This is a genomic window from uncultured Brachyspira sp., assembly GCF_910578695.1.
In the GTDB taxonomy this organism is placed as follows: Bacteria; Spirochaetota; Brachyspiria; order Brachyspirales; family Brachyspiraceae; genus Brachyspira.
On sequence record NZ_CAJTQJ010000053.1, the window covers coordinates 1 to 15,345 of the forward strand.

Genomic DNA, 15,345 nt, shown 5'->3' on the forward strand with positions numbered 1-15,345 from the left:
AAAGGACTTATGCAGAGGCTTCTTACTGGGGAAATTAGAATCTAAGAAGTTTTTTTATTGTATTTGTTTTTCTTTTATTTATGGGATTGCATTATAATATTTGATTTATTATTTTATGCTTCTTAGTTTAAGGAATGCTTTTTAGTATATAAAATCTTTTTTTTCGTTATTTTTTGTTTCGGCAAAAAAATGAACCTTATATACTCAATAAACTTGTATACGCTTCACTAAAAATCCGACTTCTTTTTTGCCTAAAAAAGTAAAACAAAAAACAATTAAAATATTATGGTATTGCATTCTATTTTTGGAATTATATTTTAATATAAGATTTATAAATTTATTTAGATGTTTTACTGTGGGTAATATCTTTAATATGTATTTGGTCATTTAAAACAATAAAATACATACATATTACATAATCAGGAATAAAAGACGGACAGCTTCTATAAAACAATGGTATTTTTAAATCTTTTATTTGTATTTCTTTTATAAAAATAATATTAGGAGTATTTAGAATAGCTTTTTCAAGACGTTCTATAGCTTTTTTCAAATAATGATTATTTTCTAAATCATTTTTTTTCTGCGATGCAGTTTGACTGTAATAAATATTCATCTGATAATAACTCTTTTTCTATATTATTTACTGTTTCATCGAAATTATCAGGTTTTTTATCAAACACTGAAATCAAATTATCCATTTTATCATTAATCGTATTTTGAAGTAATTGAATCATTTCCATAACACCAAGCAATGAAAAAGCAAAAGCAATTTTATTTGAATTTTTATCTATAGGTATTCCTATAACATAATCTTCTTTATCTAAAAGAGAATTGTCCTGAGCAACTTTTAATATACTTTCATCAGATAGCTCTGAAAAATACATATCTTTTAATAAATCAGAAACAATATATAAAGGGTATTTACATTTTTTCAAATTAAATTTTTCTATTTTTTCTCTCAAGTCATTATTTTCAGTTTCGATTTCACCTATATGATAATTAAGATCTTTTATACGTTCTTGTAAAATCATAATAGTATCTTTTAATTCTTTTTCTGTTTTTAAATTATAAGAAGTTATATCCAATTTTTCTATCATTTTCATAAAATATAACCTCCTCCTACAAATATACATTAGTATATATATTTGCAGAGTTTTGTCAACTATATTTTTTTATTGCTTTATTCATTATAACTAAATTATTTTAAGATTTTATATAAAATTTATTTATGATATTTAATTTTTGATTGTTTTTTTTATAGTTATTTTTTTTATTCTGCTGTCTTTATAGGCATACTGTAATATGCTTTCAGTTCGCTATTATATTATTTGTATACTTTTTATTTTAGCACTTTATTGTATAATAAAAAGTAAAATATTATATTTATAGCTGACTTAATAAATAATGGGAGTTTTTTTATGAATGAACAATACAGCGAGAGAGTATTACAGAATAAAGTAATAGAGCTTTTTAAAAGTATGGGATATCAGTATATCAGCTATGAAGATGCATTGAAAGAAAGAAATAATGATACTAATAATGTGCTTTTTAAAAATATTCTTGAAGAACAGCTTAAAAAAATTAATTATTTTATGTATGACGGCAAAAAAAATAGTTTTTCAATAGATAATATTAAAAAGGCGGCAGATGATTTAGATATTCCTCTTATAAAAGGATATTTAATTACAAATGAAGAGATAACCGAAAGAATATTAAAAGGCGAATCATATAAAGAAAAAATAGGAAATAAGCAGGAAAGCTTCAATATTAAATATATAGATTTTGATAATATAGAAAATAATATATTTCATATAACAGAAGAATTCATAGTAAATAGAAGTTCATTAGAAGAAAAAGAAAAAACAAGAAGACCCGATTTAGTTGTATTCATTAACGGCATACCTATAGCTGTAATCGAATTAAAAAAAGGAAGTGTAGACTCAAAGAATGCAGTAGAGCAAATGATTAGAAATCAGGAAGAAAAAGAAATAAGACAGTTATTTAAATTCAGTCAATTATTAATTTGTGCTAATGATGATATGGTTAAATACGGCACAGCAGGTACTCCCGCAAAATTATATAATATATGGAAAGATAAAGAAAATAATGATAATAAAAGAAATAAGCATACTGAAAGAGCTGAAAAAGAAAAAATAGAAGAAAGCAAAGTAATAAAAGAGCTTAAAAAAATAGTAAAAGACAGGACTATTAATGAAATAGATATAACATTATATTCGCTCTTTCAAAAAGAAAGATTATTTGATATTTTAGAATATTTTATCATATTTGACGGAACTGTAAAAAAAGCAGCAAGATATAATCAATACTTCGCTGTAAAAAAGACTATGGAAAGAGTACAAAATATAGTTAAAGGAAAAAGACAAGGCGGAGTAATTTGGCATACTCAGGGAAGCGGCAAAAGTCTTACAATGTCAATGCTTACAAAAATAATATCAAGAAAAATAAAAAATTCAAAAATAGTAGTTGTTACCGACAGAGTAGATTTAGATGAGCAAATTCACAGCACTTTCAAAAATACAGATATATCAGCAGCAAGAGCGTCTACTGGTGCAAACTTAATAAAATTAATAGAAAGCGGTAAAAGCGTAATAACAACAGTAATCAATAAATTTGAAAAAGTATTTGATAAAAAAGTAGTAATAGATTCATCGGATATTTTTATATTGGTAGATGAAAGCCATAGAACTCAGTACGGCAATTTTGCTATGAAGATGAGAAATGTTTTTCCTAATGCATGTTATTTAGGCTTTACAGGCACACCTTTATACAAATCTGAAAAAAGCACTGCGGAAAAATTCGGCGGATTTATAGATTCTTATACTATAAGAGATGCATTAAAAGATAAAGTAATAGTGCCTTTATATTATGAAAGCAGATTTATAGAACAGAAAATTTATGATAAAAAAGGCATAGATTACAGATATGATTTAATCACAAAAGATTTAACAGATAAAGAAAAAGAAGATTTAAAAAATAAAAAAGTTACTGAAAAAGTAATATTAGAAAGCGAACAGAGATTAATAGTATTAGCCGATGATATAGCAAAGCATTATAAAAAGAATTTAGAAGATACTGAGTTTAATGCTATGCTTGCCGTTTCAAGTAAATATCAGGCTATGAAGATGAAAGAAATATTTGATTCTTATCATAAATTAGAAACTGCAGTAGTTATATCTTCGCAGATAGATGAGGGAGAAGATAAAGAAGAGCATAATAAAAAAAATGGTTCTGAGAAGAAAAAATATGTATCTGAAAAATGGAAGGAGCTTTACAGTAAATACTCAAATGATGAAAATAAATATATAGAAGAAACTATAAAAAGTTTTAAAAAAGGCAGCATAGATATACTAATAGTAGTAGATAAGCTTCTTACAGGTTTTGATGCTCCTAGGGCTCAGGTTTTATATATAGATAAAGAATTAAAAGATCATAGTCTTCTTCAGGCTATAGCAAGAGTAAACAGAACATATACAGGAAAAGATAATGGAATATTAATAGACTATAGAGGACTTCTTAAAAATTTAGATAATGCTTTAAATACTTATGATAAATTAGCAAATTATGATTTAGAAGATATTGAAGATGCAGTATTTGATATAAAAGATAAAATAAAAGATTTTAAAAATGCTTATGATGATTTACTTAAATTTCTGCCCGAACTTCTTTTAAATAATGCTTATGATGTATGCTCTAATATTTTAAAAGATGAAGATAAAAGAAAAAATTTTTATAAATTATTTTTAAATTACTCAAAGCTATTAGATATATGTCAGTTCAGCGAGTATTTTATAGAAAGTTTTGAATATGAAGAAATTAAAAAATATAAAGATTTATTTAAAATATGTATTGCACTTAGAAAGCGTTTAAGAATTACTCATCACGAAGCTGTAGACTTTAAAGAATATGAATCTAAAATGCAGAAACTTTATGATGAGTTTGTAGGTACTGATAATGATGTTAAAGTTTTAAATAGAATACCAAGCATATTTGATGCAGACTTTGAAAAAGAAATAGCATATCTAAATGAAGATAAAGCAGATGCAGTATTAAATGCCTCAAATAGTGTAATAAAAGAAAGAATGGAAGAAAATCCTGAAATGTACAGCAAACTTTCAGAAAAAATATCAGTTATAATAGTTAAATACCAAAATAACAGAATAAGCGAAGAAGAAAAACTTTTGGAAGCAATGGAAATAGCCTCAACAATTAAAGGTGAAAATGAAAAAGAAAATCTTAAATATGATGAGCGTATAAGATATAATAGATGTGCAAGATCAATTTATGATAACTCCAAAAAATATATAGATAATGATGATACATTAATAGATTTTTCTTTATTTGTAGATGAGTTATTTAAATCAAGCAGCAGAATTCCTGATTGGCAGAATATATCATCTATAAGAAATAATATAGAAGGCGATATAGATACAAAATTATTTGAACTTGGGCAGGATATAAATAATAAAAAAATACTTAGCTTAAGCAATAATAATCAGGAAATGATATCATTTTTACAAATACTTCTTAAAATAGGATTAAATATATATTCAAATTACAGCGATAAAAGTATTAAATAATATATAAATAAAATAAATAATATATAAATAAAATAAATAATATATGAACGAAATAATAATAAAATACAAAAAAATCAAAAATATTTATATAAGAGTAAAGCCTGATTTAAATATATATGTTACAGCACCGAAAAGAGCAGCTAAAAAATATATATACGAACTTATAGAAAAAAGAAGAGAATGGATAGAAGAAAGAAAAGAAATTGTAAAGAAGAAAAATAATTTTGATATAAGCAGAAAAGAATTAATAAGCGGAAATGAAATTTTTTATCTAGGCAGAAGCTATATGCTTAAAGTATTAAAATGTAAAAAAGAAAATATAATTCCTGCAGGCAGAATGATATATATGTATGTGAATATAAAAGATAAAGAGGAATACAAAAACAGCGATATAAGAAAAAAGCATATACTTCTTGATATATGGTATAAAAAAGAAGCATTAAAATTATTTGATTCATTAATAAAAAAGTACTGTTCAATTATGAATTTAGAAGTTAATTCATTTACTGTAAAAAAATTAAAAAGCAAATGGGGTTCCTGCGATACTATAAAAAAAAATATTACATTTAATTTAGAACTTATGAAATATCCTATTTCTGCTTTAGAATATATTACAGTACATGAATTAGCTCATTTATTAGAGCCTAATCATAGCAGAAAATTCTATAATATAATAAGTTTATATATGCCAGAATGGAAAAAATCAAAAAATATTTTGGATACATTTTTTGATAATTTATAAATTAAAAAGTTGAAAAAAATATAAATTAAACTATACTAAAAAAGAGTGTTTACAAAAATTAATATTATAATATAAATAGTAATAACAGAGGTAAAAATAATGGATTATAATGAAAAATTATATAATATATTTTCAAGCGGCGAACAAAGACTTGAGTCATGGATGGCTGCTGTACCTACCAAAGAATATGATCATAATATGAGTATTGATGAGTTTAGAGATATACTCTCAGAATCAGATGAATATATTGTACTTGAATTTAATGAGACAGATAAAACTAAATATATAAGAGATAAATCAATATGGGAAGTGCAGGTAAAACTTCAGTATCTTCCTATGATAATTGAAAATGAATATGACGAGCATTGCGAACATGATGAATGCGGATGCGTGCATAATCATAATGAAGATGAAAATAATGATGAGCTTAATTTTTATGTGGCATTAGTTGAAGCTTCAACTGTTACTGAAAATGTACCTGAAATATTTTCTGTTAATACTGTAAGAGAAGATGATTATAACGAGGCTTTAGAATGTAAATATGCTTTGCATGTAACTACAACTTTTGATAATTTTCCTCTCACCGATTATCAAAGACAATTAAAATTTTTAGATGCTTTAGTTCCTGAATGCTCTATATTTTTAGATATGTCATGCTATACAGCTCATTCAGGAGATTGGCTTTCATATACTTCTACTTTTGATCTGCCTCCTTCTTTGGATTATCTATTTACAATACATGCAGTTTATGATGATGATAAGGATCCGAATAAAATAGAATATTGGTTTCATACTCACGGACTTTATAGGGTAGGCTCTATAGAATTGGAAATAGTGGGAGTTGAAGATGCAAGAGCTTATTATGGTGAATTATTAAATACTTGTGCTAAACTTTTTATAGAAAGAGGAGTTCCTGAAGCGGGCTTTAAATTTAATCCTGCTTATCAGGTTTATGTATGCTGGCTTCCTTGGCAGGATGCTTTAAAAAAACTCAATATAGATGATGATGTTTCTGGAAGCATAAAAGACAGAAATGACGGAGTGCATAATACTCCTTCTGGAATTTTAGCTGCTGTAGATAAAGAAAATAATTATCATACTCTTGATTATTATCAAAATGAGCTTACAGATAATCCTATGTTTATGATGAGTAATTTTGAAACTTCTATTATGAGAGAAGCTGCTTTTGCAAAATTAGAATATTTTTTAGAATTATTTAAAGAAAATAAAGGCGATGAAAAAACTGCTTTCTTGGTAAAATTGGGATACAGCGAAGCAGAAAATGATAATAATGATTTAGAGCATTTATGGTTTGATGTTCATGATTTTACAGAAGACGGACACTTTGACGCTACTTTGATTAATGAGCCTTATAAAAATTTGAATATGCATGAGGGCGACAGAGGATTACATAGCGTAGAGAGACTTACCGATTGGAAAATATATACAGAAGAACATCAATATAATTCTAGTAATATTTACCTTTTGTTTAAAGAATAAAGCTTTAATTAAATAATAATTATAAAATTTGATTTATTTATAAAAATAATTTTGTATTTTATATTAAATTATTAAAAAATAGTTATTATTAGCTATAGATTTTTTTATTATTTTTAGTAAACTTTTTTGAGTGATAATTCTATATTTAAGTAGATTAATAACGGAGAATAGTATGAAAAGAGCATATATAAAAAACATAGCCTACTATGTACCTGAAAAAATATTAGATAATAAATATTTTGAAAGCATATTAGATACTAATAATGAATGGATAATAACCCGTACAGGTATAGAAACTAGACATATGGCTAGAAAAGATGAAACTATTTTTGAAATGGGATTAAATGCTGTTAGAAACTTAGAGAAAAAGGGAGCAGATTTAAAAGAAGTTGATGCAATATTAGTTCCTACTGTAACAAAAGATTATATATTTCCTTCTATGGCAGGACAGCTTCAAAATACTTTGGGACTTAAGAACTGTTTTGCTTTGGATTTATCTGCTGCTTGTTCAGGATATATTTATGCATTAAATACAGCTACTTCTTTGATAGAAAGCGGACAATGTAAAAATATACTAATAGTATCAAGTGAAAAATTAACTAAAGATATTAATTGGAAAGATAGAGGAACTGCAATTTTATTCGGAGATGCGGCTACTGCTTCTCTTATCACAACTAGAGATGACGGAAAAGGCATAATAGGAATGCACATGCAAAGCGAGCCTGATATGGCTATAGTCCTTAATGGCGGAAGTGCCTGCCCTATAAGAGCTGATGATTTGGAGGCTCCTGAGTTTAAAATACATATGGACGGTTCTGAAACTTTTAAAAGGGCTGTTATAGAGTTTTCAAATAGTATAGATAAAGTTTTAGAAACTTCCGGAAAACAGTTAAGCGATGTAAAATACTTTGTGCCTCATCAGGCTAATTTAAGAATAATGCAGGCTGTTGCTAAGAGAATAGGACTTCCTATGGAAAAGGTAAGTGTTGTGCTTAATAAATTCGGCAACTGTTCTTCTACAAGTATCGGATTAGCTTTAACTGATGCTTTGGATAATAACAAAATAAATGACGGAGATTTGGTTTTATTAACAGCATTCGGAGGAGGATTTACTTGGGGCTCTACTTTAATAATTTGGTAATAAAATAAGACTTTACATAAATATTACAGTTTTTTATAAGGGATAGTATTTTTTAATGCTGTCCTTTTTATATATAAAAAAAGACATAAGTAAAATTATACCTATGCCTTTTTATATGGTTTTTAATCATTATTATGCAGTTTTGATTTCTATCTTTCTTTCATATTTGAGTTCTTCTTTCTTTGGGAGGGCAACCATTAAAACCCCATTATTCAAATTGGCAGATATATTTTCAATATCAATTCCTTTTGTGCTGATATTAAAGCTCTGCTCATAGCTTGAAACTACTTCATCTTTTGAATCCCCATTTTCTGATTTAACAGTTCTTTTTCTTTTAGCAGAAATAGAAAGTATATTGTCTTTTATGCCTATTTCCAAATCCTCCTTTCTCACGCCCGGCATATCTATTTCTATCATATAGTTTTTGTCATCTTCTTCTATATTATAACTTGAATCGCAGTTTCCTAAAAAACTGTATCCATTAGCATTTGATAAAATTGAATGTAAAGCTGGTACAAATAATTTTCCTGACATATTTAAATCTCCTTTAACCATTATTTTTATATTTTAATTTTCATAAACCTTTATATTTTATTATTAAGCTATATTTATTTTCTTCTCATATTTTACTTCTTCTTTTTTAGGAAGAGTTATTCTAAGAACGCCGTCTTTTAAATTAGCTTCTATACTTTCAGCATCAATTCCTTTTGTATTAATACTGAAACTCTGCTCATATTTAGAGACAACTATTTCATTATTGTTTGCTTCATTTACTTCATTATTATTCGCTTCATTTACTTCATTTGATTCTTTATTTTTTTCTGAAGTATCAGCAATCAATTTTTTGCGTTCAGCATATATATGAAGTACATTTTCTTTTATGCCTATTTCTAAGTCCTCCTTTCTCACACCCGGCATATCTATTTCTATCATATAGTTTTTGTCATCTTCTTCTATATTATAATGAGATAATTTTCTATTCTCATTATTTTTGTATGCCTCATCAAAAGCTCTGAAATCATCTAACATAGAATGTAAAGCTGGAAAAAATAATCTTTTAGTCATAATTAAAACTCCTTTTTATATAAACTTTTATATTTCTAATTTATCAGCGATTAATTTTGCTTTTATTAAGTCATCATCGCTTACAGCACTATATATGCAATAATCGTACCAATTAAATTTTATTTATAGTATTAAAATGATACATTTATCCTTATTCAATTAATATTTTTATAATTAATAATTTAAAAACAGTATAATATTAATACAATTTATTTTTGTATATTGTACATATTTTATCCGCTTATATATAAAATTTATTAATTATAAATGAGATATTAATACATATTTATTATTTATATAGATAATATTTATATTAATAAAAATTGTTTTATAGCTGGCAATAACAACAAATTGTTAATCTAAAAATTGTAAACTTAATATTAATTCAATGTTGACAATTCTGATTATTATGTTATTATTAGTATTATGAGCAGAAATATCAAAGAAAATATAATATCAGCACTTGAATCAAATAAAGGATTATTCATATCAGGTGAAAAATTGGCTAATGAGCTTAATGTAAGCAGAACTGCTGTATGGAAAGCTGTAAAGCATTTAAAAAATGAAGGATATAATATTCATTCTGTGTCAAATAAAGGATATGCACTTTCAAAAGAAACTGATATTTTATCATCAAAAATAATAAAAAATAATATGCATAAATATTCTGATAAGTTTAATTTTTTGATGTATAAAACGGTGGAATCTACGAATACTATAGCAAGAAAAATGGCAATTAACGGAGCTGAAAGCTGTACAGTAATTCTTGCCGAAGGACAGACAAACGGATATGGAAGAAACGGAAAATATTTTTTCTCGCCTTATGGTACAGGTATTTATATGAGTATAATACTTAATATGAAAAAAGAGAAGAAAATTTTTAAAAGTTCTTTAATAACTGCAGCTGCAGCGGTAGCGGTATCAAAATCTATAGAAGAAATTTCAAATAAAGATACTCAGATAAAATGGGTGAATGATATATTTATTAATGATAAAAAAGTATGCGGAATACTTACAGAAGGAGCTTTAAGTTTTGAGGACGGGAAATTAGATTATGCTGTTATAGGAATAGGAATAAATGTTAATTTTCCAAAAAACGGCTTTCCTAAAGAAATTGATGATATAGCTTCTTCAATAAACGCAGAAGATAATATAAAAGACGCTGATATAGAAAATAATATTGATATAAGAAATATTTTAATAGCCAAAATATTAGAGAATATATATGAATATTATTTTAATAATGCTGTTTTTTATGATGAATATATAAAACGCTCATTTTTAATTGGAAAAAAAGTTTCTATTAATATAGATAATAAAGATTATATAGTAAAAGTATTGGGTATAGACAAAACTTTTGCACTTATAATAGAGTTTCAAGACGGTAAAGTTGAGAGAATTATATCAGGAACTATAAATTACAGGGGGTTATAATGAGTAATGCAGATATTACTATAAAACAAAATGTATTTCTTGAAGAATTAAAACAAAAAATTATTAAAGGATATGATATAACAAAAGATGAGGCAATGCAGTTAATTGAAGCACCATTAGATACTTTATGCAGTACTGCTGATGATATAAGAAAATATTACTGCTCAGATATTTTTGATATGTGTTCAATAATCAATGCCAAAAGCGGAAAATGTTCTGAAAACTGTAAATTCTGTGCTCAGTCCTCTCATTATGATACAAATTGCGAGGAGTATAATTTACTTGATAAAGAAAAAATATTAGAACAGGGAAAAAGTGATTTTGATAAAGGAGTTTTAAGATACTCTATAGTAACATCAGGAAGAGAATTGCATAAAGATGAAATAGACAAAGTTTATGAAGCTTTAGAAACCCTTAATAAAGAAACCGAAGGGTATATATGTGCCTCTTTGGGTTTTCTTGATGAAGAGGGATTTAAAAAAATGAAAGATGCAGGGCTTAAAAGAGTTCATAATAATTTAGAAGCCTCAAGAAATTTCTTTACTCAAGTATGCACAACTCATACTTATGATGATAAGATTAATGCTATAAAAGCAGCTCAAAAAGCAGGAATGGCAGTATGCAGCGGAGGTATTATGGGTATGGGCGAAACTTGGGAGGATAGAATTGATATGGCTTTGGAATTGAGAGAGCTTAAAATAATGTCTATTCCTGTTAATATGCTTAATCCTATAGCAAATACTCCTTTTGAAAATATTATTCCTCTTACTGAAGATGATATGAGAAGAATAGTTGCTGTTTATAGATTTATTAATCCTAAAGCATTTATAAGGCTTGCAGGCGGAAGGGGACTTTTAAAAGATAAAGGCAGAACATGTTTTTTATCAGGAGCAAATGCTGCTATAACAGGAGATATGCTTACAACTGCAGGGATATCCATAGAAACAGATAAAAAAATGGCTGAAGAATTGGGGTATAAAATTCAATTAACAGAAGATTAATTAAAAAAATAATTATTGATAAAAAAATAATAAATGAGAAAATTATTATGGCTAAAGCAATTTTCATAACAGCAACAGGAACGGATATAGGAAAAACTTATGTATCAGCATTGATTGTAAAAAAATTAAAAGACAATAATATAGATGCAGGATATTATAAGGCAGCATTAAGCGGAAGCAGAAATATTACAGACAGCGATGCTTGGGTTTTAAAAGAAAAAGCAGGCTTATCAGATTCTTATAATGAAATGGTATCATATACTTATAAGCATTCTTATTCACCTCATTTAGCAGCACAAATTGAGGGAAATCCTCCAGATATGAAAGTAATAAAAAGTGATTATGAAAATATATCTAAAAAACATGACTATATAGTAGTAGAAGGAAGCGGCGGCATAATATGCCCTATAAGATATGATGAAGATAATAAAATATTTTTGGAAGATATCATAAAAGAATTAAATATACCTTCTATTATAATTGCAGATTCCGGGCTTGGTACTATTAATTCTACAGTTCTGACTATAGAGTATATGAGAAGCAGGAATTTAAAAATTAACGGCATAATATTAAACAGATTCAAAACTTCAGATACGATGCATAAAGATAATAAAAAAATGATAGAAAATATTACAGGCATAAAAATTATAGGTATGGTAATAAACGGCATTTTAAAATTAGACAGCAGTATTAAAAGTTTAGAATCTATTTTTGAGTAATAAGGATTTTTTATGACATTAGAAGAAAAGGATTTAAAATATATTTGGCATCCTTGTTCGCAGATGAAAGATTATGAAGAGCTTCCTCCTATAATAATAGATAGGGGCAAGGGAATATATCTTTATGATAAAAATGGAAAAGAATATATTGATATTGTAAGCTCTTGGTGGTGTAATCTGCTTGGGCATTGCAATGAAAAAATAAATGCAGGTATAAAAGCACAGCTTGACAGATTAGAACATGTTATATTTGCAAACTTTTCTCATAAAGGAGCTATTGAATTATGCGAAGAGCTTATAAATACACTTCCTAAAGGACTTACTAAATTTAATTTTTCAGATAATGGTTCTTCATCTGTGGAAGCTGCTTTAAAAATGGCATTTCAATATCAGCATCAAATAGGAAATACTAAAAGAACAAGATTTATATGCTTTACTGACGGTTATCATGGCGAAACTATTGGGGCATTATCTGTTGGAAGTTTAGACTTATATGCAAAAATATACAAGCCTATGTTAATGGATACTATACATATACAGGCACCAGACTGCTACAGATGTAAGTATAATCAAAATAGAGAAAAATGTATATGCGAATGCTTTGAAGATGCTGAGAGAAAATTTGAAATGTACGGAGAAGAGATTTGTGCTGTTATAATAGAGCCTTTGCTTCAGGCAAGTGCAGGAATGAGAATATACCCTCCGCTTTATTTAAAAAAGCTAAGAGAGCTTTGCAATAAATATAATGTAATTTTTATAGCCGATGAAATAGCCACAAATTTCGGACGCACAGGAAAGATGTTTGCATGCGATTATGCTGATATAAGTCCTGATATAATGTGCATTTCAAAGGGGCTTACAGGCGGATATATGCCTATGGCTATAACAATCACTACAGATAAAATATATGACGCTTTTTATGCTGACTATAATGAGGGAAAGGCTTTTATGCATAGTCATACCTATAGCGGTAACCCTTTGGGCTGTTCTGCTGCTTTATCCGTACAAAGAATTTTAAAAGAAGATGATATTATAAATAAAGCAAATATAAGAGCTAAGTATTTGAATAATAAATTAAAAGAAAAACTTGATAATCATAAAAATATAGGAGAGATTAGAAATATAGGGCTTATTAATGCTATGGAATTAGTTATTAATAAAAATACAAAAGAGGGATTCGATTCAAAACTTAGAATGGGTTATCAAATATATAAGAAAGCTCTTCAAAGAGGACTTTTATTAAGACCTTTAGGAAATGTTATTTACTTTAATCCGCCTTTGATAATAAATGAAGAGGAGATAGAAAGAGCTGTTGATTTATGCGTATCTTCTATAAATGATATACTGCCTTATAATTAAGTTTTTTTATTATAAAAAATAAAAATGCAAAAATTAAAAAGTAAAATAAAAAAAAGTAAAATGTAAAGAAAAGTAAAAGAAAAAAGGTAAAAATAAAAATGAAAAATAGAAGTATTATTATTTTAAATTTATTAATGCTCTTAATAATATCATGTTCAAATAATTCAGAAAAAGAAATTAATAAAATAAATAATGAAATAGTGATAAATCTGGCACCTGAACCTTTAACAATTGATCCTACATTAAATACAGATAATCTTACTATGATATATATTCTTCATGCATTTGAAGGGCTTACAAAAAAAGATGAAAATAATAAAATAATAGGAGGTACTGCCGAAAGCTGGGATATTAATAAAGAAGGCAATATATATACTTTTCATATAAGAAGTAATGCTAAATGGAGCGACGGAAAAGAAGTTAAGGCAGATGATTTTGTTTATACTTGGAGGAGGGCTGTTGATCCTAAAACTGCCAATAAATACAGTTATTATTTTGAAGTGATAAAGAATGCAAAAGAAGTCATAAGCGGTGAAAAAAAAATAGAAGAACTTGGCGTAAGGGCTATAGATGATTATACATTTGAAGCAGAATTAAATAGTCCTACCGCATACTTTTTGGAGCTTGCTGCTTATCCTCCTTTTTATCCTGTGAGAGAAGATATTATAAATAAATACGGCGATGAATGGACATTAAAGCCTGAAACTTATATAGGAAACGGTGCTTTTAAAATGACTGAAAGAAATTTCGATAAAAATATAATACTTGAAAGAAATACTAATTATTGGAATAATGAAAATATAAAGCCTAATAAATTAACTTTTCTTTTAATGGAAGAGCCTAATACTTCGCTTGCAGGAGTTCTTAATGGTTCAATTCATTTCGCTAAACCTTTTCCAAGAAAGGATATTGAAAATCTAAAGAAAAAAGGAATAGTTCATATTGTACCAGTTGCTGCATCATATTATTACAGATATAACTTAAATAAAGAAGTTTTAAAAGATGAAAAAGTAAGAAAAGCATTATCTTTAGCTATCGACAGAGATTATATAGTAAAATCAATTACTAAATGCGGAGAAAGACCTGCAGGAAGTTTAATTCCTTATGGTATTAATGATATAAACGGAGATTTCAGGGATAAAGTCACAAGACATATAGGTACAGATAATTATGAAGATGATATTAAAGAGGCTAGAAAATTATTATCTCAGGCAGGATATGAAAACGGTAAAAATTTTCCTGTACTTGATTTGCTTATAGCGACAAGAGAATTTGATATTAATATTGCAGATGCTGTGCAGAATATGTTTAAAGAGGCTTTGAATATTGATATTAGAATAATTAAAAATGAATGGGCTTCTTATCTTCAGAATATGTATGATAAAAATTTTGATTTGGCTGTTTATTTATGGTATGCAGATTATAATGATCCTATTAATTTTTTGAATATTTTTAAAAGCGATGCTCCTAATAATTACGGTTCATATTCAAATAATATATTTGATGATTATATCAATGAGGCTTCAGAAAATAAAAATAATGATATAAGAATGCATACTCTTCATTCAGCAGAAAATATTTTTATGAATGATAATGCTATTATACCTATATATTATTATTCTGAGGCTTTGCTTGTTTCAGAGAGATTAAAAAATACTGAATATGATTCTCAGGGATTATACAGGTTTTTTAATGCTTATTTAGAATAGTTTATAATGGTATTTCTATCTATAATAAAAATTATTTTTATTGTTGCTAGCTATAAACTCGCTAAAAATTAGCTAAT

At 26.8% G+C, this 15,345-nt stretch carries 13 protein-coding genes; 9 read left to right on the forward strand and 4 right to left on the reverse strand.

What is annotated here, in order from left to right; translation table 11 throughout:
* Positions 1-337: 337 nt before the first annotated feature.
* Both QZ288_RS10890 and QZ288_RS10895 read right to left on the reverse strand, forming a co-directional pair.
* The gene (locus tag QZ288_RS10890; protein ID WP_295158788.1) at positions 338-613 is read right to left on the reverse strand and encodes a hypothetical protein; all 276 of its coding nucleotides are present in this window, start codon (positions 611-613) and stop codon (positions 338-340) included.
* On the reverse strand, positions 570-1,103 hold the full coding sequence (locus tag QZ288_RS10895; RefSeq protein WP_295158790.1) for a hypothetical protein: 534 nt from the start codon (positions 1,101-1,103) through the stop codon (positions 570-572). Before QZ288_RS10895 ends, QZ288_RS10890 begins: the two co-directional genes overlap by 44 nt.
* Positions 1,104-1,418: 315 nt before the next feature.
* On the opposite strand from QZ288_RS10895, the gene QZ288_RS10900 reads away from it, so the two are divergent.
* The 4 genes from QZ288_RS10900 to QZ288_RS10915 all read left to right on the forward strand — a co-directional run bounded on the left by QZ288_RS10900 (position 1,419) and on the right by QZ288_RS10915 (position 7,981).
* The gene (locus tag QZ288_RS10900; RefSeq protein WP_295158792.1) at positions 1,419-4,598 is read left to right on the forward strand and encodes an HsdR family type I site-specific deoxyribonuclease; all 3,180 of its coding nucleotides are present in this window, start codon (positions 1,419-1,421) and stop codon (positions 4,596-4,598) included.
* A 43-nt stretch (positions 4,599-4,641) separates the two neighbouring features.
* Entirely contained in the window at positions 4,642-5,340 is a 699-nt protein-coding gene (locus tag QZ288_RS10905; protein WP_295158794.1) for a SprT family zinc-dependent metalloprotease, read from the forward strand.
* Positions 5,341-5,439: 99 nt separating this feature from the next.
* Complete coding sequence (locus QZ288_RS10910; RefSeq protein ID WP_295158796.1) at positions 5,440-6,840, forward strand: DUF4026 domain-containing protein; 1,401 nt, start codon at positions 5,440-5,442, stop codon at positions 6,838-6,840.
* Between the two features lie 172 nt (positions 6,841-7,012).
* Positions 7,013-7,981 (forward strand): beta-ketoacyl-ACP synthase III, encoded by a 969-nt coding sequence (locus tag QZ288_RS10915; RefSeq protein ID WP_295158798.1) that lies wholly within the window; start codon positions 7,013-7,015, stop codon positions 7,979-7,981.
* 132 nt (positions 7,982-8,113) lie between these two features.
* Here the strand turns inward: QZ288_RS10915 and QZ288_RS10920 are convergent, their stop codons facing one another.
* Positions 8,114-8,515: an Hsp20/alpha crystallin family protein gene (locus tag QZ288_RS10920; protein ID WP_295158800.1), complete on the reverse strand. Its 402-nt coding sequence runs from the start codon at positions 8,513-8,515 to the stop codon at positions 8,114-8,116.
* A 63-nt stretch (positions 8,516-8,578) separates the two neighbouring features.
* Positions 8,579-9,046 (reverse strand): Hsp20/alpha crystallin family protein, encoded by a 468-nt coding sequence (locus tag QZ288_RS10925; RefSeq protein ID WP_295158802.1) that lies wholly within the window; start codon positions 9,044-9,046, stop codon positions 8,579-8,581.
* Positions 9,047-9,472: 426 nt separating this feature from the next.
* On the opposite strand from QZ288_RS10925, the gene QZ288_RS10930 reads away from it, so the two are divergent.
* From QZ288_RS10930 to QZ288_RS10950, 5 genes are all read left to right on the forward strand, one after another.
* Positions 9,473-10,480, forward strand: a complete 1,008-nt coding sequence (locus tag QZ288_RS10930; RefSeq protein ID WP_295158804.1) for a biotin--[acetyl-CoA-carboxylase] ligase — start codon at positions 9,473-9,475, stop codon at positions 10,478-10,480.
* Positions 10,480-11,481, forward strand: coding sequence for a biotin synthase BioB (gene bioB / locus QZ288_RS10935; protein ID WP_295158806.1), 1,002 nt, complete (start codon positions 10,480-10,482; stop codon positions 11,479-11,481). The genes QZ288_RS10930 and bioB overlap by 1 nt, the downstream gene beginning before the upstream one ends.
* A gap of 47 nt (positions 11,482-11,528) precedes the next feature.
* Positions 11,529-12,200 (forward strand): dethiobiotin synthase, encoded by a 672-nt coding sequence (bioD, locus tag QZ288_RS10940; protein WP_295158808.1) that lies wholly within the window; start codon positions 11,529-11,531, stop codon positions 12,198-12,200.
* Between the two features lie 12 nt (positions 12,201-12,212).
* Positions 12,213-13,559, forward strand: a complete 1,347-nt coding sequence (gene bioA, locus QZ288_RS10945) for an adenosylmethionine--8-amino-7-oxononanoate transaminase (protein WP_295158809.1) — start codon at positions 12,213-12,215, stop codon at positions 13,557-13,559.
* Positions 13,560-13,657: 98 nt separating this feature from the next.
* Entirely contained in the window at positions 13,658-15,268 is a 1,611-nt protein-coding gene (locus QZ288_RS10950) for a peptide ABC transporter substrate-binding protein (RefSeq protein WP_295158810.1), read from the forward strand.
* Positions 15,269-15,345: the final 77 nt, after the last annotated feature.